Origin of the sequence: Cognatundibacterium jejuense (assembly GCF_014284255.1) — a bacterium.
Classification (GTDB): domain Bacteria; phylum Pseudomonadota; class Gammaproteobacteria; order Burkholderiales; family Burkholderiaceae_D; genus Undibacterium; species Undibacterium jejuense.
The window spans coordinates 71,552-95,116 of record NZ_JACOFV010000016.1 but is presented as its reverse complement, the minus strand read 5'-3'; the positions used below and the strand labels follow the sequence as shown (position 1 = coordinate 95,116).

Annotated in this window: 22 protein-coding genes; 4 read left to right on the top strand and 18 right to left on the bottom strand. The window is 47.9% G+C overall.

The features are described from left to right. Positions 1-90 precede the first annotated feature (90 nt). The 3 genes from H8K32_RS16315 to H8K32_RS16305 all read right to left on the bottom strand — a co-directional run bounded on the left by H8K32_RS16315 (position 91) and on the right by H8K32_RS16305 (position 3,680). Positions 91-1,233, bottom strand: a complete 1,143-nt coding sequence (locus H8K32_RS16315) for a CaiB/BaiF CoA transferase family protein (RefSeq protein WP_186913612.1) — start codon at positions 1,231-1,233, stop codon at positions 91-93. A 104-nt stretch (positions 1,234-1,337) separates the two neighbouring features. Beyond that, the gene (locus H8K32_RS16310; RefSeq protein WP_246447427.1) at positions 1,338-2,480 is read right to left on the bottom strand and encodes an acyl-CoA dehydrogenase family protein; all 1,143 of its coding nucleotides are present in this window, start codon (positions 2,478-2,480) and stop codon (positions 1,338-1,340) included. A gap of 15 nt (positions 2,481-2,495) precedes the next feature. Continuing rightward, a complete protein-coding gene (locus H8K32_RS16305; protein WP_186913611.1) occupies positions 2,496-3,680 on the bottom strand; it encodes a lipid-transfer protein in 1,185 nt (394 codons plus the stop codon). A 221-nt stretch (positions 3,681-3,901) separates the two neighbouring features. Here H8K32_RS16305 and H8K32_RS16300 point away from each other — a divergent pair, with 221 nt between their 5' ends. After that, the gene (locus tag H8K32_RS16300) at positions 3,902-4,537 is read left to right on the top strand and encodes a TetR/AcrR family transcriptional regulator (protein ID WP_186913610.1); all 636 of its coding nucleotides are present in this window, start codon (positions 3,902-3,904) and stop codon (positions 4,535-4,537) included. A gap of 117 nt (positions 4,538-4,654) precedes the next feature. On the opposite strand, the gene H8K32_RS16295 is transcribed toward H8K32_RS16300, so the two are convergent. The 8 genes from H8K32_RS16295 to H8K32_RS16260 form a co-directional block, all read right to left on the bottom strand. Continuing rightward, positions 4,655-7,720, bottom strand: coding sequence for an efflux RND transporter permease subunit (locus H8K32_RS16295; RefSeq protein WP_186913609.1), 3,066 nt, complete (start codon positions 7,718-7,720; stop codon positions 4,655-4,657). An 11-nt stretch (positions 7,721-7,731) separates the two neighbouring features. Beyond that, the gene (locus tag H8K32_RS16290) at positions 7,732-8,859 is read right to left on the bottom strand and encodes an efflux RND transporter periplasmic adaptor subunit (protein ID WP_186913608.1); all 1,128 of its coding nucleotides are present in this window, start codon (positions 8,857-8,859) and stop codon (positions 7,732-7,734) included. Between the two features lie 51 nt (positions 8,860-8,910). Then, entirely contained in the window at positions 8,911-10,476 is a 1,566-nt protein-coding gene (locus H8K32_RS16285) for an efflux transporter outer membrane subunit (RefSeq protein ID WP_390311747.1), read from the bottom strand. Between the two features lie 532 nt (positions 10,477-11,008). Continuing rightward, a complete protein-coding gene (locus H8K32_RS16280; protein ID WP_186913607.1) occupies positions 11,009-12,439 on the bottom strand; it encodes an aldehyde dehydrogenase family protein in 1,431 nt (476 codons plus the stop codon). A gap of 46 nt (positions 12,440-12,485) precedes the next feature. Further along, positions 12,486-13,784, bottom strand: coding sequence for an NAD(P)/FAD-dependent oxidoreductase (locus H8K32_RS16275; protein WP_222613153.1), 1,299 nt, complete (start codon positions 13,782-13,784; stop codon positions 12,486-12,488). Continuing rightward, positions 13,781-14,056, bottom strand: coding sequence for a 2Fe-2S iron-sulfur cluster-binding protein (locus H8K32_RS16270; protein ID WP_186913606.1), 276 nt, complete (start codon positions 14,054-14,056; stop codon positions 13,781-13,783). The genes H8K32_RS16275 and H8K32_RS16270 overlap by 4 nt, the downstream gene beginning before the upstream one ends. Further along, positions 14,049-15,191: an NAD(P)/FAD-dependent oxidoreductase gene (locus H8K32_RS16265; protein WP_186913605.1), complete on the bottom strand. Its 1,143-nt coding sequence runs from the start codon at positions 15,189-15,191 to the stop codon at positions 14,049-14,051. The genes H8K32_RS16270 and H8K32_RS16265 overlap by 8 nt, the downstream gene beginning before the upstream one ends. 9 nt (positions 15,192-15,200) lie before the next feature. Next, positions 15,201-16,097 carry a dihydrodipicolinate synthase family protein gene (locus tag H8K32_RS16260; protein WP_186913604.1) on the bottom strand — a complete coding sequence of 299 codons (897 nt, stop codon included), beginning with the start codon at positions 16,095-16,097 and terminating at the stop codon, positions 15,201-15,203. Between the two features lie 289 nt (positions 16,098-16,386). On the opposite strand from H8K32_RS16260, the gene H8K32_RS16255 reads away from it, so the two are divergent. Together H8K32_RS16255 and H8K32_RS16250 are read left to right on the top strand one after the other, a co-directional pair. Beyond that, positions 16,387-16,635, top strand: coding sequence for a helix-turn-helix transcriptional regulator (locus tag H8K32_RS16255; RefSeq protein WP_390311751.1), 249 nt, complete (start codon positions 16,387-16,389; stop codon positions 16,633-16,635). Next, positions 16,625-17,173 (top strand): hypothetical protein, encoded by a 549-nt coding sequence (locus tag H8K32_RS16250; protein ID WP_186913603.1) that lies wholly within the window; start codon positions 16,625-16,627, stop codon positions 17,171-17,173. Before H8K32_RS16255 ends, H8K32_RS16250 begins: the two co-directional genes overlap by 11 nt. A 50-nt stretch (positions 17,174-17,223) precedes the next feature. On the opposite strand, the gene H8K32_RS16245 is transcribed toward H8K32_RS16250, so the two are convergent. Genes H8K32_RS16245 through H8K32_RS16215 form a run of 7 tightly spaced genes read right to left on the bottom strand, consistent with a single transcriptional unit; the run spans position 17,224 to position 22,129 of the window. Next, complete coding sequence (locus tag H8K32_RS16245; protein WP_390311753.1) at positions 17,224-17,844, bottom strand: HupE/UreJ family protein; 621 nt, start codon at positions 17,842-17,844, stop codon at positions 17,224-17,226. 45 nt (positions 17,845-17,889) lie between these two features. Beyond that, the gene (gene ureG, locus H8K32_RS16240) at positions 17,890-18,525 is read right to left on the bottom strand and encodes an urease accessory protein UreG (protein ID WP_186913601.1); all 636 of its coding nucleotides are present in this window, start codon (positions 18,523-18,525) and stop codon (positions 17,890-17,892) included. A 31-nt stretch (positions 18,526-18,556) separates the two neighbouring features. Further along, the gene (locus H8K32_RS16235; protein WP_186913600.1) at positions 18,557-19,237 is read right to left on the bottom strand and encodes an urease accessory protein UreF; all 681 of its coding nucleotides are present in this window, start codon (positions 19,235-19,237) and stop codon (positions 18,557-18,559) included. 3 nt (positions 19,238-19,240) lie between these two features. Beyond that, positions 19,241-19,756 carry an urease accessory protein UreE gene (gene ureE / locus H8K32_RS16230; RefSeq protein WP_186913599.1) on the bottom strand — a complete coding sequence of 172 codons (516 nt, stop codon included), beginning with the start codon at positions 19,754-19,756 and terminating at the stop codon, positions 19,241-19,243. A gap of 50 nt (positions 19,757-19,806) precedes the next feature. Then, positions 19,807-21,504 (bottom strand): urease subunit alpha, encoded by a 1,698-nt coding sequence (gene ureC, locus H8K32_RS16225; RefSeq protein ID WP_186913598.1) that lies wholly within the window; start codon positions 21,502-21,504, stop codon positions 19,807-19,809. After that, positions 21,501-21,818: an urease subunit beta gene (locus H8K32_RS16220; RefSeq protein WP_186913597.1), complete on the bottom strand. Its 318-nt coding sequence runs from the start codon at positions 21,816-21,818 to the stop codon at positions 21,501-21,503. Before H8K32_RS16220 ends, ureC begins: the two co-directional genes overlap by 4 nt. A gap of 8 nt (positions 21,819-21,826) precedes the next feature. Beyond that, a complete protein-coding gene (locus H8K32_RS16215) occupies positions 21,827-22,129 on the bottom strand; it encodes an urease subunit gamma (protein WP_186913596.1) in 303 nt (100 codons plus the stop codon). Between the two features lie 288 nt (positions 22,130-22,417). Here H8K32_RS16215 and H8K32_RS16210 point away from each other — a divergent pair, with 288 nt between their 5' ends. Continuing rightward, positions 22,418-23,491, top strand: a complete 1,074-nt coding sequence (locus tag H8K32_RS16210; protein ID WP_186913595.1) for a hypothetical protein — start codon at positions 22,418-22,420, stop codon at positions 23,489-23,491. Positions 23,492-23,565: the final 74 nt, after the last annotated feature.

The window sequence follows — 23,565 nt, the reverse complement described above, 5'->3', positions numbered from 1 at the left end:
GGAGAATGTTCGTGCAATTCTAGCGACAACGAAAGAATATCGTGCGGTTTGAAAGCCGGAAAAATTAAATTCTTTGTACCAAAAGACAAATCATGCGTCTTGATACGCTCGAATCATGTTTTCACTGAGCCCCCAGTCACGCAAAATGTCTCCGCTATGCTGACCAGCGCGAGCCGGTGGCATCGAGATTTCTGGTGGCGTACGACTAAATCGAGGTGCGGGTGCCGGTTGTTTAACGCCAGCAACGTCAATGAAATTGCCACGTGCCTGATTATGCGGGTGATCTGGGGCCTCATCCATATCCAACACCGGGGCGTAGCAGACATCGGTACCCTCTAAAATTTCACACCACGCTTGACGGGTCTTAGTAGCGAACAAAGTAGCAAATTTAAGCTTTAACTGCGGCCAGGTCGCGACATTCATTTGCGCCTGAAAATCAGGATCATGCACATCCGTGAGTTGTAATAGCAAAGCATAAAACTGCGGTTCTATGGCACCTATCGTGATAAATTTTCCGTCGGCGCAGGCGTAACTGTCGTAAAACGGTGCGCCACCATCTAATAAGTTACTGCCGCGCTCAACACTCCACGCACCAAATTGCTTAAAGCCATACAACATCGCACCCAGCAACGCAGAACCATCCACCATGGCAGCATCGACCACCTGACCCTGACCTGACTTTTGCGCTTCTAAGGCGGCACACACAACACCAAACGCCAGCATCATTGCGCCACCACCAAAATCGGCAACCAGATTCAAAGGGGGCGGCGGTGGCGTATCAGCGCGTCCCATCGCATGCAACATACCTGTGAGCGCCAGATAGTTGATATCGTGCCCCGCAGCTTGTGCTAATGGGCCATGCTGCCCCCAACCAGTAATGCGGCCATAGACGAGTTTTGGGTTGCGCGTCTGACAAACTTCCGGCGCCAAGCCCAAACGCTCCATCACTCCAGGACGAAATCCCTCCAGCAAAATATCTGCTTTAGAGATCAGTTCTAACAAAATTTCCTGATCAGTAACGAGTTTCAAATCCAAAGCCAAAGAACGCCGCCCGCGTGCCAAGACATCGAAACGCGTCCCAAGAATCGGAAAAACGACCTTTTCACCAGGCTTAGTTTTTCTATCAATACGAATAACTTCAGCCCCCATGTCCGCCAGCATCATCGCGGCAAACGGACATGGCCCTAAACCAACCATTTCAACGACGCGCAAACCTGCTAATGGACCACTCATGAATTTACTCATTTCTAAAGAACAACAGAATTGGCTTCACACTTTGCCGCGTCAATCGCGGAACTGATTACATCATCCACGCAGGCCGCGTCCGGCCTACGTTATCAAAGTGAGCGAGAAATAATCTCTTTCATAATTTCGTTCGCACCACCATAAATCCTTTGCACACGCGCATCGACATACATTTGCGCAATCGGATATTCCAGCATATAGCCATAACCGCCAAACAATTGCAGACATTGGTCAATGACTTTGCATTGCAAGTCCGAAATCCAGTATTTCGCCATCGACGCCAACTCAGTATCCATGCGGCCTTCCAGCATATCAACAATACAGCGATCAATAAAAGTACGGGCAATGGTTGCTTCGGTTTTGATCTCTGCCAGAACAAAACGGGTATTCTGCATTTCAATTAATGCTTGCCCAAACGCCTTACGTTCCTTTGTGTACTCTATCGTCAGACGCAGTGCCCGCTCAATGGCGGCGACACCAGCCACACCAAGGATCGTGCGTTCATAAGGCAATTCTGTCATTAATTGATAAAAGCCTTTACCCTCAACGCCACCTAACACGGCATCGGCTGGCACACGTACATCATCAAAAAACAGCTCGCAGGTATCCTGACCTTTTTGACCGATTTTTTCTAAAATACGCCCTACTCGATAACCCGGGCAGTTTTTGGTCTCGACCAGCAGTAATGAGACGCCTTTACTACCTGCGTCTGGATCAGTTTTTGTGACGACCACGACCAGATCAGCGAGGTAGCCGTTGGAAATAAAAATCTTCGATCCATTGATGCGATAGCCATCACCATCGCGCACGGCGCTGGTGCGTATGCCTTTCAAATCTGATCCGGCACCTGGTTCAGACATCGCAATTGCGGCAATCATTTCTCCACTTGCCATCAAAGGAAGATACTTTTTCTTTTGCGCTTCCGTTCCCTGATTCAAAATATAGTGAGCAACGATTGCATGAACGTGGATGCCGAATGCCATATCACCAGCGTAGCCCAACTCTTCAAACACAACCGCCTGATGGGCAAAGCTTCCGCCAGAGCCTCCATATTCTTCAGGAATATCGGCGAGCAACATGCCCATTTCACCACCTTTATTCCACAAGCTACGATCAACGTGCTGTTGTTTTTTCCAACGCTCTTGATGGGGTGTCACTTCTGACTCAACAAACCGGCGAATCGCATCACGAAAGCTTTCCAGTTCCGAACACATCCATGGTGAGGTGTAATTCATTTTTTCTCTCCACTATCAGGATTGACGGTACATAGTGACAACGCAAGCGCCACCGAGACCCAGATTGTGTTGTAACGCGATACGCGCACCAGCGACTTGCCTATCGCCCGCATTACCACGTAATTGCTGGGTCAATTCAAAACATTGAGCCAATCCGGTCGCGCCAAGTGGATGTCCTTTTGATAGCAAACCGCCGGACGGATTAGTGACTACTTTTCCGCCATAGGTGTTATCGCCATCGTCAATAAATTTCGCCGCGCCGCCTTCAGGACAAAGACCCAGCGCTTCGTAAGTAATCAACTCATTGTGGGCAAAACAATCATGCAACTCGATCACATCCAGATCGTCAGGTCCGATGCCGGTTTGCGCATAGACTTTGGTTGCAGCCTCTTTGCTCATGTCATAGCCAACCACTTTCATCATATCCTCAGAATCGAACGTCGATGGCTTATCGGTCGTCATCGATTGTCCTGCGATATACACCTGCGTGTTGAGGCCATGCTTTTTCGCAAAAGCTTCTGACACCAAAACGGCAGCGGCAGCACCACAGGTAGGTGGACATGCCATCAGTTTGGTCATTACACCCGGCCAGATCATGGTCGAGCTCATTACGTCTTCAGGTGTCACCACCTGTTTAAACAAAGCCAATGGATTATTCGCGGCATGACGACTGGCTTTGGCGCGGATTTTCGCAAAGGACTCCAGAGGCGTGCCGTATTTCTGCATATGGCTTAAACCAGCACCGCCAAAATAACGTAATGCCAAAGGGATTTGTGACATGCCTACCAGCTTTTCAGTGACTTCATCAAAAGCATCGAATGGACTTGGTCTATCCTGAAAAATTGAGCCCAAAGCGCCTGGACTCATTTGCTCAAAACCAAGCACCAGCACACATTCAGCCGCGCCGCTGGCGATCGCCTGGCGTGCCAAAAACAATGCCGTTGATCCGGTCGAGCAGTTATTATTGACATTAACAATCGGGATGCCAGACATACCCACCTGGTATAAGGCCTTTTGCCCTGCGGTCGAATCGCCATACACATAACCAACGTACGCTTGCTCAATATCATCGTAGGCAATTCCGGCATCGGCTAAAGCCAGTCTGGACGCTGTCGCTCCCATCTGGTCATAACTGGCACTGGTTCCTGGCTTGGCAAAGGGGATCATTCCAACACCAGATACATAGACTCGTTGACTCATGTACATCTCCGTTATTTATTTTAAATTCAAACAACATTCTCCATTCCTCAACATGCTGTTTTGGAACGAGAAATATTGGAAAAATCTTATTTTGATTAAATAATAGGTCAAACGACCAATAACGTATAATTTATAGGTCAATCGTACTATTTGTCAATCAAGATTCAAGATTGCGTAAATCCATATGCGATAATTTACATTCAGAATCAATGCACCTTATCATGCCAAATACACTACAAACTTCACTCAAAAACAAAGCTTCCAGCACCACAGAAAAAGGACTTGGCAGGGTCAGTGAAATTTTAGATGCTGCACGTCACATTCTGGCCAGCGAAGGATATGCAGGTCTGTCAATGCGCAAAGTCGCCAGTGAAGTTGGTATCAGTCTGAGCAATGTGCAGCACTACTTTCAAAGTAAAGATGTATTGATGGAAGCAGTGTTATTGATGACCATGAATCAGTTTCAGGAAAAGCTCGACCACATTACCAGCAAGATGGAGCAACAGCCACGCATAGAGCAGTTAAATTCAGCGATCAGCATGTTTCTGGAAGAACTCAGCAATCCGGTCACTTACGGCATGTTTTTTGAAATCTGGGCACTCGCTGCACGCAATGACTTTGCTTCCAAGCTCATGGATAAAATGATCGCTCGTGAGCGCAAAGCGATTTTCAAATTAATCCAAGGTCTGAACCCAGCGATTTCTGACGAAGAATACAAGTTAAGAGCGACTTTGATCGTCGCTCAGGTAGAAGGGTTAATGTTATTCCGTTACCATCGCCAGACACAAAAAGCAGAAATGTTGGAAGTTCATGCGGCATTGAAAAAATCGGTGATTGGTTTAGCGAGTATCGCCTGATTGTTTGACCTTGTATGACGGGGACAACTGATCAATTAAATATAAAAAAACCCGCCAGTTGAATGGCGGGTTTTAGCTTATTGCTTTGGATAACTGCTCTGGATTATTTCAGCTAAATTAAGTTGGATTTACTACTGGAGCATCCAAAGTCTCCAATGGTTTTTCCACCTCATGCTTACCAGCGATAAACACGTACATTGCAGGAACCACAAACAAAGTGAACAGTGTACCGATAGACAAGCCAGTAAAAATCACCAGACCCATAGCGTGACGGCCAGCAGCACCTGCACCGGAAGCAACCACGAGTGGTACCACACCAAACACCATCGCTGCTGTCGTCATCAGAATCGGACGCAGACGTTCGCCAGCTGCTTCTTCGATTGCATCGCGTTTGCTCAAACCTTTTTTACGCAATTGATTTGCAAATTCAACGATCAGAATACCGTGCTTACTGATCAGCCCCATCAGAGTCACCAGACCAACCTGAGTATAGATATTGACTGACGAGAAGCCCCAGAAAATAAAGATCATCGCACCAAACAATGCTAATGGTACCGAAACCAAAATAATCACTGGGTCACGAAAACTCTCGAACTGCGCAGCCAATGCCAGGAAAACGATAATGACAGCAAAAGCCATGGTCACCAGAAAGCCACCCGATTCATTCATAAACTGACGAGACTGACCGGAGTAATCCACGGTGTAACCAGTTGGTGCGACTTCTTGCACCAGACCACGCAAGTAGCTCAGTGCTTCGTCCTGCGATACACCGGCCACACCAGAAATAGTTGCCGAGTTCAACTGTTGGAAACGGTTAATCGCTTGTGGCACAACACTATTTGTAATATGAGCCACTGTGCTGGCGGGTATCATATTTCCGGCAGGAGTGCGAATATTAAAATCCAATAAATTATCAGGATTCAAACGATCCACCTGTTGCACTTGTGGGATCACTTTATACGAACGTCCGGCAATGGAGAAGTAATTAACATAGCCACCACCCAATGCTGCGCCCAATGCCTGCCCCACACCTTGTTGCGTCATTCCCAGCGTGGTGATTTTGTCACGATCAAATTCCAGCGTTGCTTGTGGCTTATCTAATTTCAAATCAACGTCCATGAAATAGAATTTACCGGAAGTCCGTGCTTTATCCATGACTTGCTGAACAATCGTGTTCAGATTTTCAAACGGCTCTGTCGTGGTAATCAAGAACTGCACTGGCAAACCTGATGAACCAGGTAAGGCAGGGAATTGGAACGCGGCAACCCGCGCTCCAGCGATCTTGTTCCATTTCGCTTGCAAATCCGCCTGAATTTGCTTCGCACTACGAGTACGATCGCCCCAATCCTTGAGCAATACACCGCCGATACCTGCATTCGTAGTTGGTACGCCAGTTATCTGGAACATTTGCTTGTATTCAGGCATATCATGACCGACTTTGAACACTTGATCTGCATAGGTCTGCATCTGATCAGAAGTCGCTGTTGGTGCGCCGACTACCTGAGACAAAACAATCCCCTGATCTTCTTCTGGTGCCAATTCTGACTGCGACATTTTAAACATCAAGCCAAGACAAGCGATCAGAATCACACTCATCACAATCAGCACAGGCCAAGTATTGAGCAGACTATGCAAGAGGCGTAAGTAGCCGCCACGCACGCGCTCAAATGTATGGTCAATAAATTTAACGAAACGACCTTCATTCTGATCTGCGGAGAAGAAACGTGAACACATCATCGGTGACAGTGTCAGCGCGACGACACCAGACACGGCCACCGCACCTGCCAGCGTAAAGGCGAATTCAGTAAACAACGCACCTGTCAAACCGCCCTGGAAACCAATCGGTACATACACCGCCACCAAGACCACAGTCATCGCCAGAATCGGCCCACCCAGTTCACGAGCAGCGATCAACGATGAATCAAGAATCGATTTACCTTCTTTCATGTGACGGTCGACGTTCTCCACGACAATAATCGCATCATCAACTACCAGACCAATTGCTAACACCAACGCCAACAAGGTCAGCAAATTAATCGAATAACCAAACATCAACATCACGAAGAACGTACCCACTAATGACAGTGGCATCGCAATTACTGGCACCATCACCGCACGGAAGCTACCCAGGAACAGGTAAATAACAACCGTAACAATCACCAACGCCTCAAGCAAAGTCTTTACAACTTCTTCAATCGAAGTGTTAATAAACTCAGTGGAGTCATAAACGATCTGACCTGTCAGGCCATTTGGCAACTGTGACTGAATTGGTGGAAACGCTTTACGAACGCGCTTTGCCACATCCAGAATATTTGCTTCAGGAGCGACTTTGATACCGATAAACACTGAACGTACGCCACTAAAAGCAACGTTAAAGTCGTAATTTTCAGACCCCAGCGTCACTGTCGCAACATCTTCTAAACGAACTATTGCATCACCATTTTGTTTGACTGCCAGTTTCTTAAACTCTTCCACGGAATGCAAGTCAGTACCTGCAGTTAATGGTATCGTCACCATCTGACCTTTTGAGGAACCCAATGCCGTCAGGTAGTTATTACTGGTCAAAGCAGAACTAACGTCAGCAGCCGTCACGCCCATCGCGGTCATTTTCCCTGCGTCTAACCATGCACGTAACGCAAACTGACGCGCTCCCAGCAACTCTGCTGTTTGCACACCATCAATCGAGTCGAGCTTAGGCTTGACAACACGGATCAAAAAGTCTGTGACGTTATTGGTCGGCAGAGTATCGCTATAAAAACCCATGTACATCGCGTCAGTCGTCTGACCGGTTTGCACAGTCAACACTGGCTGCTGCGCTTGTTGCGGCAATTGGTTTTTAACTGAATTCACTTGCGTGTTAATTTCAGTCAAAGCACGATTTGCATCATAGTTCAGGCGTAACGTAGCGGTAATCGTTGAGACACCGCTAGTACTTGACGACGACAGGTAATCAATACCTTGTGCCTGCGCAATCGCAGATTCCAATGGCTGGGTAATAAAACCAGCAACAGTTTGCGCATCCGCACCATAGTAAGCTGTCGAAATCGTGACCACCGCATTTTGTGTACGTGGGTATTGATTAATCGGCAGACTAAATAAGGACCGCAAACCGAGTACGACAATCAGCATGCTCACCACCATAGCGAGCACCGGACGCCGGATAAAAATATCGGTAAATTTCATCGTAGCTCCTGTTAGTGTTCTTGCGGAGTTGGATTCGGGCTGTTTTTAGGTTGCACAGAATTGTCGATCACAACTGGCGTACCATTCTTCAGCTTAAGCTGACCACTGGTGACCACCAATTGACCTGCTTGCAAACCAGTCAGCACTGCAACCTGATCACCGCGTGTTGCACCCGTCGTAACAAAAACTTGTTGCGCGACTTTAATTGCATTACCGTTGTCATCCTTCTTATCGCCATCTTTGACGACAAACACAGTAGAGCCATACGGGTTATAAGCGATCGAGGTTTGTGGCAAGGTAATGAATTTATTTTTATCACCAACATCCAGAGCGACATTGGCAAACATGCCCGGCAACAGCAACTGTTTTTGATTGCTCAAGGTTGCCTGAACCTGCACATTGCGACTCGCTGTATCGATCTTAGGATTGATGGAACTCACCTGCCCCGCAAATTCTTGCCCAGCAAAAGAATCACTGGAGATTTTCAGGTTTTGACCAATTTTCAGCGAGCTAATTTGTTTTTGTGGCACAAAGAAATCAATGTACACCGGATCTATGGTTTGCAAAGTCACTAATTTGTCGCCAGTGTTGATGTATTGCCCTGGATTGACTGTCGTGATACCAAGACGACCATTGAAAGGAGCGCGAATCGATTTTTTCTCGACGTTGGCAGTTTGCTGAGCAACTTGCGCACGTTTGCTTTTCAGATCTGCTGCATCAGCATCTACTTGCGCCTGACTAACACCCTCTGCTGCCAATTGTGCCTGATCGCGTTTTAACACGGTGGCAGACAATTCAGCGGCAGCTTCCAAAGCGCGCAACTGAGCAATATCGGAATCCGCGTTCAGTTGTATCAGCAAGTCACCACGCTTTACGTTCTGACCCGACTTGAATGATACTTCACGCACCAGACCGGTAACTTCCGAGCTAATTTCCACGCCGCGGAATGCTGTGACAGTACCAACTGCTGAAATCTGTGGTTGCCATTCCAGAACTTCTGCCTTGATAGCAGAAACCGTTTGCGCACCTGGTTTAGGAGCATTCGCAATCAACTGCTTAATTTGCAGATATTTGCCAAATGCTAAACCAGCGATTAACAGAACCACGCAGCCTAGCATAATGAACATACGCTTAGTCATGAATACTTCCCCTTACTATTCAAAATTCAAATGGAATATCGATAAAATTATTTATTGCGCAGACGGCAGAGCTTTTTCAGTAGTGCCATCGGTTCTGGAAATATCAGCCAATTCTGGTCGATTCCACCAACCGCCACCCATTGCCTGAAATAAAGCGGCAGTATCTGCATAACGATTCGCCTGTGCTTGCACCAGATTAATTCGTGCTGACTGATACGTACGTTTTGCGTCCAACAATGTCAGTGAGCTTACGCCACCGAGTTTGTATTGCTTCATCGTCAGTTCTAAGGTGTCTTTTGCCAACGCCTCAACTTCCGCTTGCTGCTTTAAAGTTTGCGCATCCAGTTCAAGAGCACGTAAGGTATCTGCGACATTCTGGAATGCTGACAATACCGTTGATCGATATTGCGCTGCCGCCTGATCATACGCAGCTTCTGATGCACGGCGCTTAGCGGACAAGGCACCAGCATTAAAAATCGGCGCGACCAATCCACCGCCAACACTCCAGAAACTCATCGAATTGTTAAATAATTTACTCGAATCCGTAGAGGAGTAACCGTAACTGCCAGTCAAAGAAAACTGCGGGTATTGATTCGCAGTTGCAACACCTACCTGAGCACTTGCCTGATGCAATAAACTTTCTACAGCAAGAATATCTGGACGTTGACGAACCAAAGCCGAAGGAACAGAAACTGGCAATTCTTGCGGTAGTTGCAAATTATCGAGACTAAATTCAGGCAAATCCGCATCACCTGGCAACTTGCCAGCCAACACCGCCAATTGATTACGCGTCTGATCTACTGATTTTTGTAAAGCTGGAAGACTTGCACGGGTTTGCGCGACCAAATTGCGCTGCGCCAGCAAGCTTGCCTTTGGAATAGCGCCAACCGTAAACTGTTTTTCAATAACATTTAATTGCGATGTTTGCGCTTCAAGAATTTCTTGCGTTGCTTGCAATTGCGAACGCAGAGAAGCCTCACGAATCGCTGTTGTAACGACGTTAGCGGTCAGGGTCAGATAAGTTGCCTCTAACTGATACCGTTGATAATCGACACCCGCTTGTACACTTTCCAGTCCTCGCTTATTCGCACCGAATACGTCAACCGAATACGAAACATTCACCGAAGCATTGTACAAATTCAGTACTTTACCGCCAGGAACATTCGTCGATACGGCTGAAGCGTGTTGCCGTTGCGCGCCTAAATTTCCGGTCACGCTTGGATACAGAACAGAATCAGCCTGAGAGTTATAATTTTCCTGGGCCTGACGTAAAGCAGCCTGAGCGGAAGCAAGTGTGGGATTATGCTTTAATGATTCGCGGATCAGTTTATCCAAGGCCTCAGAGTGAAAAACTTCCCACCATGCTGCAGGAATGTCCTGACCACTGGATAATTTTTGCGATTGACCAGCAAAAGTATTTGCCTTGACAGTTTCTGTGACCTTAGCTTTCCCTGTGTAGGAGTACTGATCAGAGTTAACGGGTGCCGCCGGTGCGTTAAAATTTGGTCCAACTGCACAGCCACTGATCAAAAGACTCAATGCGAGAACCCCGCCGGTGCCTCTCACCTGTGATTGCAAAGGACGTTTGTTGCAGATCCTTGTTTTTTTCAATTCCACACTCCTGAAGTACTCAAATAAGTTGGCAATGATAATTTGAGCCCCAAAACTGACCCAAAAGTCATTAGGATAATACACGAAACTTTAAATTGCTACTTAAACAAGATTGAATTTCTTACATTCTAACGATATTTACTTATTTTTATATTTCTAACATCATTGTCGGAGTAGAGAAACGTACAGACATTCCCGAAGTGTGCCTTATATGAGCAAAATATAGCAAGCGCATTTGCGCAAGATCAATACACATTGCAACGAAAAAGACGTGTATTTCGCGCATTTCAAGCAGTCAAATTCCGCTGATCAATTTTCACATCAATCTTTCGCGCATTGAGCGTCCAATGCTTAATGCCTTCAAGCAACATACCTTTCCAACGTTAATCGTGCGTCATTCAAGTAAGCTTAAGTTCCTCAAGCATTTAGCAAGCAAAAAAAACGCGACCGTTGCATAACGATCGCGCTTGTTCATAACCTGAAAACACGGATGTATCGGTTAAATCGCCAAATAAGGCGCCTCGAAAATGATCCCCTCTCAAGCGAAGGTATAGCTGGTTTTAACAGTCGTATAAAATTCGACTGCAGCACTACCTTGCTCACGAGCCCCATAGCTGGAGCCTTTTGTCCCGCCAAAAGGTACGTGGTAATCAACACCGGCAGTCGGTACATTCACCATGACCATCCCTGCGCGTGCATGACGTTTGAAGTGTGTTGCGTGCTTCAACGATGTCGTGCAAATCCCCGCAGTCAAACCAAATTCAGTATCATTGGCAAGCTGCAACGCATGTTCATAATTTTTTGCCGGAATGACAGAAGCAACAGGACCAAAAATTTCCTCGCGCACGTGTTGCATCGCAGGGTCACAATCAACAAACAAGGCGGGATTCAAAAAATAGCCTTCGGTAGGACGAGCCAAACGATCACCACCAAAAATCAACTTTGCACCTTCGTCTTTAGCAATGGCGATATAGCGTAAATCCTGATCAAGTTGAGACTGATCTACTACCGGGCCAATATCGATGCCAGCCTCCAAGGCATGACCCACTTTAATTTGCGCCAGTTTATCCTTCATCGCAGCAATAAACGCCGGGTAAATCTTTTCGTCCACAATCAGACGTGAAGATGCGGTGCAACGTTGTCCAGTCGAGTAAAACGAACCTTGAATTGCTGCATTCACCGCCACGTCCAGATCAGCATCCGCTAACACGACCAAAGGATTCTTACCACCCATCTCTAGCTGCACTTTGGCACGCCGCGCAGCGCAGGCAGTTAACACGCGCTGACCAGTACCAACTGATCCAGTGAAGCTAATTGCATCCACCCGTCTATCATTCGCTAACGCTTCGCCCACAATACGGCCCGGCCCCGAGAGCAGATTAAATACGCCTTCTGGCAAACCAGAACGACTAATAATCTCAGCCAGTGCCCAGGCGCTCCCCGGAACTAATTCTGCCGGTTTTAAAATGACGGTATTGCCGTAAGCGATGGCAGGCGCAACTTTCCACGCTGGAATCGCAATCGGAAAATTCCATGGCGCGATGATACCGACGACACCGACCGGCTCACGCGTCACATCCACTTCCAGCCCTGGTCTTACCGACGCCAGCTTATCGCCGCGGATACGCAGTGCTTCTTGCGAAAAAAATTTAAAAATCGCGGCAGCACGACCCACTTCGCCTATCGCTTCCGGTAAGGTTTTTCCTTCTTCACGGGCCAGCAAAGTACCCAACTCCACTTTGCGCTCATTGATTTCAGTACCGATTTTATCCAAGGCATCTGCACGTTGCTGTGTGCCAGAATAGCGCCAACTCTCTGCGGCACGATGAGCCGCGGCAATCGCTAACTCTACTTGCTCGGTGCCAGCACTCGCATACTCATCAATCATATCGCTGCGATCAGATGGGCTATAGCTCGTAATGGCATTCGCTCCATCGTGCCACGCTCCATTGATAAATAATTGCTTCATAGTTCTTCTCCGAATTATTCTAAATTTTTGTCGACTTACGCCGGTACTATTTTTCAAAGCTGAATTTTTTTTCAGCAAGTAACGCAAGACTAGCAGCCTTGGCCGGAAAAACAGGCTGCCGTGCTTCCGGGGTATCCCATTCATATAAAAACTGGCAAGCAGCGCCACAAATTCTTCCCTGACAAGCCCCCATGCCAGCGCGTGTCATTAATTTTGCAGTGCGCCAATCAGTAAATGGCGCCAGGTCTTGCGCAGCCACGTCCTCACAACGACAAACTAGCGTATCTGGCTTGCACAATTTTCGCAAGCTCGTATCAACAGAAAACGTTTGGTTCAGCAATGTTGCAAAGGAATAAGCATCCTCACGGTGTAACGCATCGACTGCGGTCACTACATCATTCGTCGCCGAAAGTCCGGCAATGCGGCCTTCTATCAAGGCCTTTTCTACACCACCGATACCTGTTATCTCGCCTGCTGCCCAGATATTTTCACGGCTGGTGCGCTGCTGCGCATCAACCACCACCAAACCATCCTGAACCTGACATTGCAGTAATTCAGCCAATTCCACGTTCGCTCGCAAACCAAAGCCGCAAGCTAACAAATCGCAAGAAATTTCCTCCTGCTTTCCTGCCTGAACTAAAGTAACCGCATGTAATTGCCTATCACCATGCGCAGCTGTGACAACAGCAGAGTGACGGTAACGCAAAGGATTAATAATACTAATCAGACCCAGTGCCTGCCAAAATTTAGACCTATGAGCAGAAAATAGTTGACGCGAAAATCCAAGCAACTCTTTAGCAGAACGTTGTTCCACAATCGCGACGATGTGCCCTTGCGCTTTTTTGACACTGGCAGCGACTGATAATAATAGCGGACCAGTGCCCGCAATCACTACACGTTTACCTTTAACATCTGCACCCGATTTAATCATCGCCTGGAGACCACCTGCACCAGTTACACCGGGCAATGTCCATCCTGGAAACGGCAATAGAAGCTCACGCGCGCCATTACACAATATGAGTTTTTCCCATCGTAATTGCTGCGCACCTTCTGATGTTTCTATAAGGAGACAGCATTGTTCAACCATCGCGATCACCCGCGCACCAAACACAAATTGCACATGTGGATAGGTAAGTAACTTTGCCTTCAATTGCGCTGCGGGTGAATGTACTTGCTGCGAATCGTGGCGCCAGATTTGACCACCAGCCTCGGCATTTTCATCGATGATTACGACACTCTTTGCATGATGAGCGGCGGCAAGCGCAGCCGCCAAGCCAGCCGGTCCAGCACCGATAATCAACAATGAGGCGAAAATCTCTTTTGTACCGCCATCTCTGACTTTCAAGCGACGCCTCCGGTATCAAGCACCATCCCTGCTTCGCACCATGTTTGACAAGCTAATTGCTGTGGATGACCATTCACAGAGATGCGACATTCCTGACAAACACCCATGCCACATACGGCAAAGCGCGGTGTGCCAGAACATGATATGCGGGTTGAAAGTTTCGCTTGTGTTAGCATCCACGCCGCAACCGTCATATTATTTTTTGCTGGCAGCCATTCACCGTCGAGACACACCTGTATAGCTTGTGCTGCAGGAGAATTTTTTTTACGCATATTGTTTTTCTTCGAATAAACGTGATGGCGAATAAGGAGCTGGATCTATGATAGTCATTCTTCCCAACATTTGATCCTTCAACATCTCCGCCGTAGCAAAAGCGGTCGTAACCCCCAGACCTTCATGCCCCGCTGCCAGCCAAATGCCGGGACGCTCAGGATGCACGCCGATAATCGGCTGCCCGTCCGGCGACGCAGGACGCATGCCAGCCCAGGCGCGAATCACATTCATGGTAGCCAGACACGGCAATAAACGAATTGCAGATTGCAGAACAGCGCCAAGAGCGACTGGTGAAACCTTCGTCTCAGTTTGGCCATCCTGCCGACTGGAACCGATCAACCATTGCCCCGTAGAACGTGGTTGTATGTTAGCAGCGACGCTTAAACCATCTGGCGTCATATGGTGCTGTCCATAATCCATGCTCACAATCTGATGTCGCAAGCGGCCTGGATAGCGATCTGTGATTGCCAGGTGTCCTTTACGCGGAAATACTGGAATCTCCGGCAACAGCTCCGCGACACCAAGACCTGCCGCAACCACGATGTATTGTGCTGACAAACGCTGACCATCTTCCAACAATATGGTCTCTGATACACCAACGTCATCAAGAATCGCCTTCACACGCAAAACGCATTGCAATTTACCACCGTGTAACTGCAACTCTTGTGCAAGATGATAGGCAATCACTGGCGGATAAACGACACTATCGCCAGATACGCGCACAGCGCCAGCCAGACCATGCCTTAACGCTGGCTCCAGCTGACGTAGTTTTTCTGAGTTCAGTACCTCAGCCTGCCACGCGCGCGCGTTCAGGCGTTCAGCACGCGCTTGTGCAGCGGCAAGTTGTTGGTCGTTTTCTGCGACCCATAACGTACCGCATTGACTTACCTGCCCGATACCCGGATGCTCCCGTATCCAGTCACGCCATAAATGTAACGAGTACAAACATAAATCTAATTCTTGCTCGCTCTCATCGAGTGCGACCAGATGACCCATACCCGCTGCTGTAACCCCGCAACCTGGCATCGCTGCATCGATTAACAAAGTCTGCATGCCAGCTTTTTGCAAACTAAATGCGCAGGCAGCGCCAACGATGCCTGCGCCAATGACGATCACATCCGGATGAGAGTGCATTACGAGCTATCAGGCAAATGAAGGCAAGGCAGGTCGATTTTGCAGCGCTGTCTTGACGACATGTTCTACGCGCTGACGCAAATCGCCTTCCAAAGACATACGTGGTGCGCGCACTCTGTCATTGGAATCAATCACCAAGGCTTCAACTAATTTAATGTTTTGCACCAGATAAGTTGACACATCCAGATCCAGCAAAGGGCGGAACCAGCGATAAATATCCAAAGCTTCAGCATAACGCCCAGCTTTAATCAAACGATAAATTGCGACCGTTTCATGCGGGAACGCCACTACCAAACCTGCCACCCAGCCAACTGCACCAGCAGTCAGTGCTTCAAATGCGAGGTTATCCACGCCAGTGAACAAGTCATATCGAGACCCGAGACGGTTGATAATTTCTGTGGTTCGGCGAATATCATCCGAGGACTCTTTCACAGCGACAAAGCGAATATCGTCGGCAAGCTCTTCCAGCATATCGGTAGTGACGTCAACACGGTACGCGAGGCGATTGGAATAAATCATGACGGGCAGGTCAGCCGCTGCGGCAATGGCGCGTAAAGTAGCAACCGTTTCTTTATGATTGCTGTGGTAAATCGTGCTTGGAACGACCATCAAGCCATCGGCACCCGCACGGGCACCCTTCTCTGCCAATGCACAAGCGTCACGCGTAGCAGCTTCTGCCACGGTCAGAATGGCGGGCTTATTGCCAGTAACTGACTTTGTCAACTTCAATACTTCGATGCGCTCTGCGTGCGATAACAATGGACCCTCACCCAAGGAGCCGCATGCAATCAAACCATCACAACCTGCATCCATCAGATAGCGGAAGCAACGTTCCATTTCTTTGAAATCGAGGCCATCATCCTGGGTAAATTTTGTTGTTACTGCGGGTATCACACCATGCCACATTGTCTTCTCCTTGTTTTCTCCGGGGTGCCGGCGATTAATCACGTTGAGTTTTAAGTCACAATCCATGCTGCATTGTAAATTGACCAAAAGCGCTTAGTCTTGACAATTGCATCTGATGGAAATGACGAAATCGGCACAATCATTACCACTGACATAGAATGAGCAAAGTGACATAGAGCTGGCAGTTAACAAGGTGTGGTTTATTTACCCAGAAAAAGTAACATTTATTGACTTAACACATTAATTTATTGTGTAATCACAACAAATCATCACCCAAAAGTTACTTATTGTGGAAATATACAACCGAATTTCTGTCTTTCGAGCTGAGCGCAATATATCCCGCAAGGAACTCGCTGAAGCAGTGGGCGTGAATAACCAAACGATCGGCTATCTAGAGCGCGGTGACTATAAACCCAGCCTGGAACTGGCAATGAAAATAGCTCAATATTTTGACGTCAGTATCGATATGCTTTTTTCGTTCCTACCTTTCCCATCAATTTCCAACTCACTGAAGCAACAGGTCAAAAATGAAAACTAATTCAAAAACAGAGATGGAGATTGAGCCGTCCCAAGATCATTTAATCATCCGTTTTCTGGATAGATTAGTAATGTGGACTGGGATACCGCAATTGACAGAAAAACGTATTCGCCGTCGTCCGCTAAAATTCTTTCCTATTTTCGTACTAGCGATCAGCACGTTAGTTATCGTTAGCGTTTTTACCTATCCCGGGCATTTTATTGGTAAATTCCTTGCAATAGATTTTTGCTTTGGGGCTGGCGCTCTCTTGCATATCTTCGGCCCCATCAAACAAACTTTCAATCCAAATGATTTTCTGGATGAGAGAGACAGAGAAATTAAAAGAAATGCATATTTTTTTACATATACGTTGACGACTTTTGCAGCCATCCTCTGCATGATCTCAATGATAGTAACAGAATCGCTTGTGAAATTGGATCAGCAACAGCTGATTTGGCGATTGCTTAGCGTCCTTATTTTCATCGTCAGCTTATTAACAACGCTACCAACTTTGCATGCAAGTTGGGCAATGCCACGCGCAATTGAAGACGACGAATAAAGAAGCTGCCAAAGTTTAATAGACAGCAATTCAAACTTTGGCAGTTTTACCTAAGCTAAAACACCAACAAAATAAATGCCAGCGAACGCAATCCCAGCACCCAAAATCCGATTTAATTGAAGGCTTACGGCACGACTAGCAATTCGACTTGCAAGCAAAGTGGCGGACAATCCAGTGGCATGCAAGAGTGCCGTAGACAGCAAAAAACCCGTGCCAAACCAGGCGCCTGAGGCGCCAGCAGGCAACTCGACACCGTGCGCATAGCCATGCGCCAGTGCGAAAACGGCAACCAGACACGCACTTAAGGCAACTGGCAGGCGAACCATAAAGGCGATCAGTAGTCCCAGTATCAAAACCGACGCGGCAATGCCAGCTTCAATACCCGGAACCAACACGCCAGACATACCAACCAATGCACCTGCCACCATCATTAAAGGAAAAACCAGTGGTAGCAACCATATCGCAGGACGTTGATTTTGCGCTGCCCACATACCCACCGCCAGCATTGCCAGCAAATGATCAAGGCCTGTCAATGGGTGCAACAATCCAGCTTGAAAACCGCCCACGCTATGCATCACGCTGACATGCGCAGAGGCGGGCAAAGCAAACAAGGATAATCCGCAAAGCGCGGCAAATTTCACAAGATTTTTCAGGCTACGGGTATTCATCATTTTCTCTCTATTCATTGAGTTTAAACTGAGCGTGCTTAAGTCTAGTCAGGTGCGTACAACATCCAGCATCCCTTGCTGACGGATAAAATTGACGACCACTTCTAAGCCATCACCAGTACGCAAATTGGTAAACACAAACGGACGCTCACCGCGCATGCGTTTGGCATCTTGCGCCATGATGTCGAGGTTCGCACCAACGTGCGGTGCCAAGTCAGTTTTATTGATAATCAACAGATCAGAACGGGTAATACCAGGGCCACCTTTGCGTGGAATTTTTTCGCCGCCCGCAACGTCAATCACGTAGATGGTGAGGTCCGATAATTCAGGGCTAAACGTTGCCGCCAGATTGTCGCCACCAGATTCAACCAAAATCAAGTCCAGATCCGGAAAATCCGCGCTCATGCGCGCGATGGCTTCCAGATTAATCGAGGCGTCTTCACGTATCGCCGTATGCGGGCAACCACCGGTTTCTACCCCCATCAGGCGCTCTGCGGGCAACGCATCTGCACGCAACAAAATTTCCATGTCTTCTTTGGTGTAGATATCGTTGGTAATGACCGCCATTTCATACTCATCGCGCATGCGCTTACACAGCATCTCGCATAAAGCAGTTTTACCCGAACCGACCGGTCCACCGATACCAACCCGCAATGGATTTGGTTCCATCTTTGTTGTATTCATTTGATCTCGCTTCTCATATTCAATTTTTTATTTATGACCGGTAAAGACGGCTGTATTGCACTTCGTGTTGCATCGACAATAGCGATAATCCGGGTGCCCAATTGGATAATTCGTGATCTTGCAAACGCATCGCCAGATTCGCCGCAGCCTCTAATTCAGGCCGTAGAGACAACAACAGTCTTTGCCCGGCAACCTGACCTAAAGGTATCGACTTCACACACACCAAAGCCTGATTCTCTGCCCAGGAAAACAACATCCCTAACACCACAGATTCTGGTGGCACATCTAAAGCAACGGCAGCACATGCCAACGAAGTGGGCAACGGTAATTCAGACTGTGCCAATAAAATTGCCAGTAATTCAGTATCAGCTATCTTTAAGTCACCAACCAATTTACCCAGGGAGTAGCCCATCTGTATGCTTTCCGCCCTAAACTCCGCTGTATCACGCGCCGCTATAAATAAGTGATTCCAATAGGTCACCTGCTCCACATCGCGCTGCTGAAATCCTTGCAGTAAGCGCCATAAAATAGGCACTTCAAACTTGGCGACAATTTCTTGCAAATAGTGCGCGATCCACGCTCTTGCTGTTGCCTCATTCTTCACCAAACCTCGTTCAATTGCCGACTCCAGACCTTGCGAATAACTGTATGCACCTATAGGCAAGGATGGGCTGGCTAATTGCAGCAAGTGTAATAAGGCCGCCGATTGCATAAACTAGGCTTTGTCCGATGGGCGATGAATACGTTGACGCAAGGGAATTGGTGCCAGCGGATTGTGTGGATGCATTTCATCCCCGGCATGGTGATGACCACCACCATAGGCGCCAGCTTCTGGCTCAAAACTCGCCATTTCTTCGCTGACTTTCGCACCCAGCCCTTGCAGCATTTCTTTCAATACCGGATCTTTTCTGATACGCAAGAAACCATCGCCAAGTTGCGCCTGTGTATGCCGATTACCCAGATGAAAAGCGCAACGCAGCAAGGCAAACGCGTGGTCGCATTCAACTTTGTACGTCGGCTCTGGCGCAGCCATCACCTGAATTATGCGCCCATCATTGCCTAGCATCAGATCGCCATCACGCATGACCGTACCACGCACAGTGAACACAGCGACATCTTCGCCACTGACCAGATTGGCACGCAGACGGGATTTTTCACGTAACTCGTAAGGCAAAATCAATTGCCCATCAATTTTTTCTGCTTTTTCGGTTTTTGTATGAAGTGTTAGCATTGCTTTTAAAATTTCCTCTCGCTGGATTTGCCTTACAAAATGGGGGGGGCTCAAAACAAGAAATAGCGTTGCGCCATCGGCAAAACCTTCGCTGGCTCACACACTAGCAATTCGCCATTCGCGCGAACTTCATAGGTTTCAGAATCAACTTCCATTTTCGGTGTCAGGCCATTGTGTATCATGTCTTTCTTGCGAATATGGCGCGTATTTTTGATGGGGATCAGCGTTTTATTGAGCTTCAATTGTTCCGCCAATCCGGCATCAAAACCGGCTTGTGAGACAAAGGTAAACGACTTCTTCAAACCGCCACCAAACGCCCCAAACATCATGCGGTAATGTACTGGTTGTGGCGTGGGAATGGAGGCGTTCGGGTCCCCCATTTGGGCGGCAGCGATCATGCCACCTTTTAAAATCATGGATGGTTTAACACCAAAAAAGGCCGGTTTCCATAAGACGATGTCGGCAATTTTTCCCACCTCCAAGGAACCAACCACATGCGAAATGCCGTGGGTAATTGCCGGATTAATCGTGTATTTGGCGATATAACGTTTGGCTCTGAAATTATCGTTTGCTGCACTATCTTCAGCCAGTGCGCCGCGTTGCTGCTTCATTTTGTGCGCCGTTTGCCAGGTACGCATGATCACTTCACCGACTCGCCCCATGGCTTGAGAATCGGATGACATCATAGAAATGGCGCCGATATCGTGCAAAATATCTTCAGCAGCGATGGTCTCGCGACGAATGCGCGATTCTGCAAATGCAATATCTTCAGCGATGGCAGGATCAAGATGATGGCAGACCATCAGCATATCCAAATGCTCATCCAATGTATTGACAGTATACGGACGGGTAGGATTGGTCGACGATGGCAACACATTGCCCTCACCGACCGCGGCAATGATGTCTGGCGCATGACCACCACCAGCACCCTCAGTGTGAAACGTATGTATCGTGCGGTCTTTGAATGCCGCCAGGGTATGCTCTAAAAATCCACCTTCGTTTAAGGTGTCACTATGTATCGCCACCTGAATATCCATGCGATCAGCGACGCTCAGACAATTATCTATCGCTTGTGGCGTACTGCCCCAGTCTTCATGTAATTTCAACCCTATTGCGCCAGCGCGGATTTGCTCTTCCAGCGGTAAAGGCAAGCTCACGTTTCCTTTGCCTAAAAAACCTAAATTCATCGGAAACGCATCCGCTGCCATCAACATCGAATGCAAATGCCATGGCCCCGGTGTACATGTCGTTGCTGCGGTGCCGACTGCGGGGCCTGTGCCACCACCTAGCATGGTGGTCACGCCGCTCATCAAAGCTTCTTCAATTTGCTGTGGACAGATAAAGTGAATATGCGAATCAATACCACCAGCAGTGACGATCATACCTTCACCAGCAATGATTTCAGTTGCACCACCAATTGCCATGTCAATACCAGGCTGTATATCAGGATTACCTGCTTTTCCTATGCAGGCAATCAAGCCATTCTTTAAACCAATATCGGCCTTGACGACACCCCAATGGTCTAGAATCACCGCATTGGTGATGACGGTATCCATGACGTATTCATGGATGCGCTGAGATTGCCCCATACCGTCGCGTATGACCTTACCCCCGCCAAATTTGACCTCTTCGCCATAGATCGCGAAATCCTTTTCGATTTCGATAAACAAATCTGTGTCGGCGAGGCGGATACGATCACCCGTCGTAGGGCCAAACATTTCAGCATAAGCCTGACGAGAAATTTTCATGCAACACCTTTCAATTTACCCATCACTAAGCCGTTAAATCCATACACTTCACGGCTGCCAGCCAGCGCCACCAGCTCAACGGTTCTCTGCTGACCGGGCTCAAAGCGCACGGCCGTTCCCGCCGCTATATTGAGGCGCATGCCATAGGCTGTTTCACGCTCAAACTTTAATGCAGGATTAGTTTCATAAAAATGGAAGTGCGAACCGACCTGAATCGGCCGGTCACCACTATTTGCCACCACAAGGGTGACCGTAGGACGCCCCACGTTGAGTTCGATATCACCTTCTGCGATGAACATTTCTCCGGGTATCATGCATGCTCCTAAGGAATAGGATGATGGACGGTGACCAGTTTGGTACCATCCGGAAAGGTCGCTTCGATCTGGATATCGGGGATCATCTCTGGCACCCCTTCCATGACATCAGATCGTTTCAGAATCTGCGTTCCGTCTGACATCAGTTCGGCAACACTTTTGCCGTCGCGCGCGCCCTCCATGATGGCCGCGCTGATCAGGGCAACTGCTTCGGGATAATTGAGCTTCAAGCCACGCGCCAGCCTGCGTTCAGCAAGCAAGGCAGCGGTAAAAATCAATAGCTTGTCTTTTTCACGTGGAGTTAAATCCATGTCTGCACCTCTCTCAGTTTTTCTCGTTTTAACAACACTTGCAAGAATCAAACCAGCTAGAGACCACCGTTTTTGCTTTAACGGTGCCTGACAAAATGACTAACGCCGCATTTTGGTGCAATCTCGAACAATTGTAGTGCGCTGCTGCATTTTTACCAGTAAAACCATGCTAATTTTCCTGCATTGCACAATACGTAAGAACCGCAACCCCCTAGAGGCAATGAGTATTTGTATAATCAATTGAATCGTTGAATTTACGACTAATTTCTATTTGCACGTGGAAAACGAATGAACTTCATCAAGACCTCTCTGACCGCTCTATCAACAAGCATATCGCTGGTGTGTAGCAATGGATTTGCAAGCGATGCCCCACAGTGGCAGCGTCTGCACTTGGGTCGCGACGCCAACGTACAGTATGATTTCCCGGTGTACGCCAATCGGGATCTGAGTCAGGGTTTGCCATCGATAAAAGAAGTCATCATCATTCAACACGGCATTCAAAGAAACGGCGATGACTATTACACGTCTGCGATGAAACTGTTGAAGGACTCAGGACGTAATCCAGATGAAATACTGATCATTGCCCCGAACTTCCCCGGGGTGCCGGACAAGACCAAAGGTTTTGGTAACATGCCGGTTTGGTCAGTCCAAGGCTGGAGTGGCGGTGAAAATGCCGTCATTGGCGTATTCCCCACATCTGGACTGAGTTCGCTCACGGTATTGGACGATATTTTGTTGATGTTAGCCAATAAAATGCGCTTTCCTTCTTTACAGAAAATCACAGTGGCGGGTCATTCTGGTGGCGGTCAGTTAGTACATCGTTATGCGGTACTTAACCATGTCGATGAAAAAATTCGTAAAACAGGTCTGGATTTGAAATATGTGATCGCCAATCCTTCGTCCTACTTATACTTCACTGCAGAGAGGCCAAAAGGCAATGGTTTTGCCGTCTACGATCAGGAAATCTGCCCAGCCTTTGACGACTATCGCTATGGCATGCAACATATGGTGTCTTACGCAGGCGATGTCAACGGCGATGATTTATTCCGACGTTATTTGCAACGACAAGTAATTTATCTCGCTGGCACCGACGATAATGATCCCAATCACAGAGTACTGGATAAATCCTGCGGCGCGGAAGCTGAAGGCCCAACCCGTATCTCCCGCGCCCGTGGCTACTGGAAATACGAACACTATCGCGCCGGTGAACTCAGTCTGCAAATGCATCAGCGCTACGAGGTTGTTGGCGTTGGACACAATCAGGGGCTAATGTTTGGCTCGCAATGTGGCGTTCAATTGCTGTTTGGTACGAACGGCAAAGCATCGGGTAATGCCGCCGCTTGTAATACAATCGCCCCTTAAGCTCAGGTGTTAAAGCGTATTTGCTGGGCAGATAGTATGGACGATATATAATCCCTCAAAACTATTCGTCAATC

Bases quoted from the DNA above. Each gene is read 5' to 3' on its own strand.
- H8K32_RS16315 (WP_186913612.1), bottom strand. From the start codon at position 1,233: ATGAGTGGTCCATTAGCAGGTTTGCGCGTCGTTGAAATGGTTGGTTTA.
- H8K32_RS16310 (WP_246447427.1), bottom strand. From the start codon at position 2,480: ATGAATTACACCTCACCATGGATGTGTTCGGAACTGGAAAGCTTTCGT.
- H8K32_RS16305 (WP_186913611.1), bottom strand. From the start codon at position 3,680: ATGAGTCAACGAGTCTATGTATCTGGTGTTGGAATGATCCCCTTTGCC.
- H8K32_RS16300 (WP_186913610.1), top strand. From the start codon at position 3,902: ATGCCAAATACACTACAAACTTCACTCAAAAACAAAGCTTCCAGCACC.
- H8K32_RS16295 (WP_186913609.1), bottom strand. From the start codon at position 7,720: ATGAAATTTACCGATATTTTTATCCGGCGTCCGGTGCTCGCTATGGTG.
- H8K32_RS16290 (WP_186913608.1), bottom strand. From the start codon at position 8,859: ATGACTAAGCGTATGTTCATTATGCTAGGCTGCGTGGTTCTGTTAATC.
- H8K32_RS16280 (WP_186913607.1), bottom strand. From the start codon at position 12,439: ATGAAGCAATTATTTATCAATGGAGCGTGGCACGATGGAGCGAATGCC.
- H8K32_RS16270 (WP_186913606.1), bottom strand. From the start codon at position 14,056: ATGCGTAAAAAAAATTCTCCTGCAGCACAAGCTATACAGGTGTGTCTC.
- H8K32_RS16265 (WP_186913605.1), bottom strand. From the start codon at position 15,191: ATGCACTCTCATCCGGATGTGATCGTCATTGGCGCAGGCATCGTTGGC.
- H8K32_RS16260 (WP_186913604.1), bottom strand. From the start codon at position 16,097: ATGTGGCATGGTGTGATACCCGCAGTAACAACAAAATTTACCCAGGAT.
- H8K32_RS16250 (WP_186913603.1), top strand. From the start codon at position 16,625: ATGAAAACTAATTCAAAAACAGAGATGGAGATTGAGCCGTCCCAAGAT.
- H8K32_RS16245 (WP_390311753.1), bottom strand. From the start codon at position 17,844: ATGATGAATACCCGTAGCCTGAAAAATCTTGTGAAATTTGCCGCGCTT.
- ureG (WP_186913601.1), bottom strand. From the start codon at position 18,525: ATGAATACAACAAAGATGGAACCAAATCCATTGCGGGTTGGTATCGGT.
- H8K32_RS16235 (WP_186913600.1), bottom strand. From the start codon at position 19,237: ATGCAATCGGCGGCCTTATTACACTTGCTGCAATTAGCCAGCCCATCC.
- ureE (WP_186913599.1), bottom strand. From the start codon at position 19,756: ATGCTAACACTTCATACAAAAACCGAAAAAGCAGAAAAAATTGATGGG.
- ureC (WP_186913598.1), bottom strand. From the start codon at position 21,504: ATGAAAATTTCTCGTCAGGCTTATGCTGAAATGTTTGGCCCTACGACG.
- H8K32_RS16220 (WP_186913597.1), bottom strand. From the start codon at position 21,818: ATGATACCCGGAGAAATGTTCATCGCAGAAGGTGATATCGAACTCAAC.
- H8K32_RS16215 (WP_186913596.1), bottom strand. From the start codon at position 22,129: ATGGATTTAACTCCACGTGAAAAAGACAAGCTATTGATTTTTACCGCT.
- H8K32_RS16210 (WP_186913595.1), top strand. From the start codon at position 22,418: ATGAACTTCATCAAGACCTCTCTGACCGCTCTATCAACAAGCATATCG.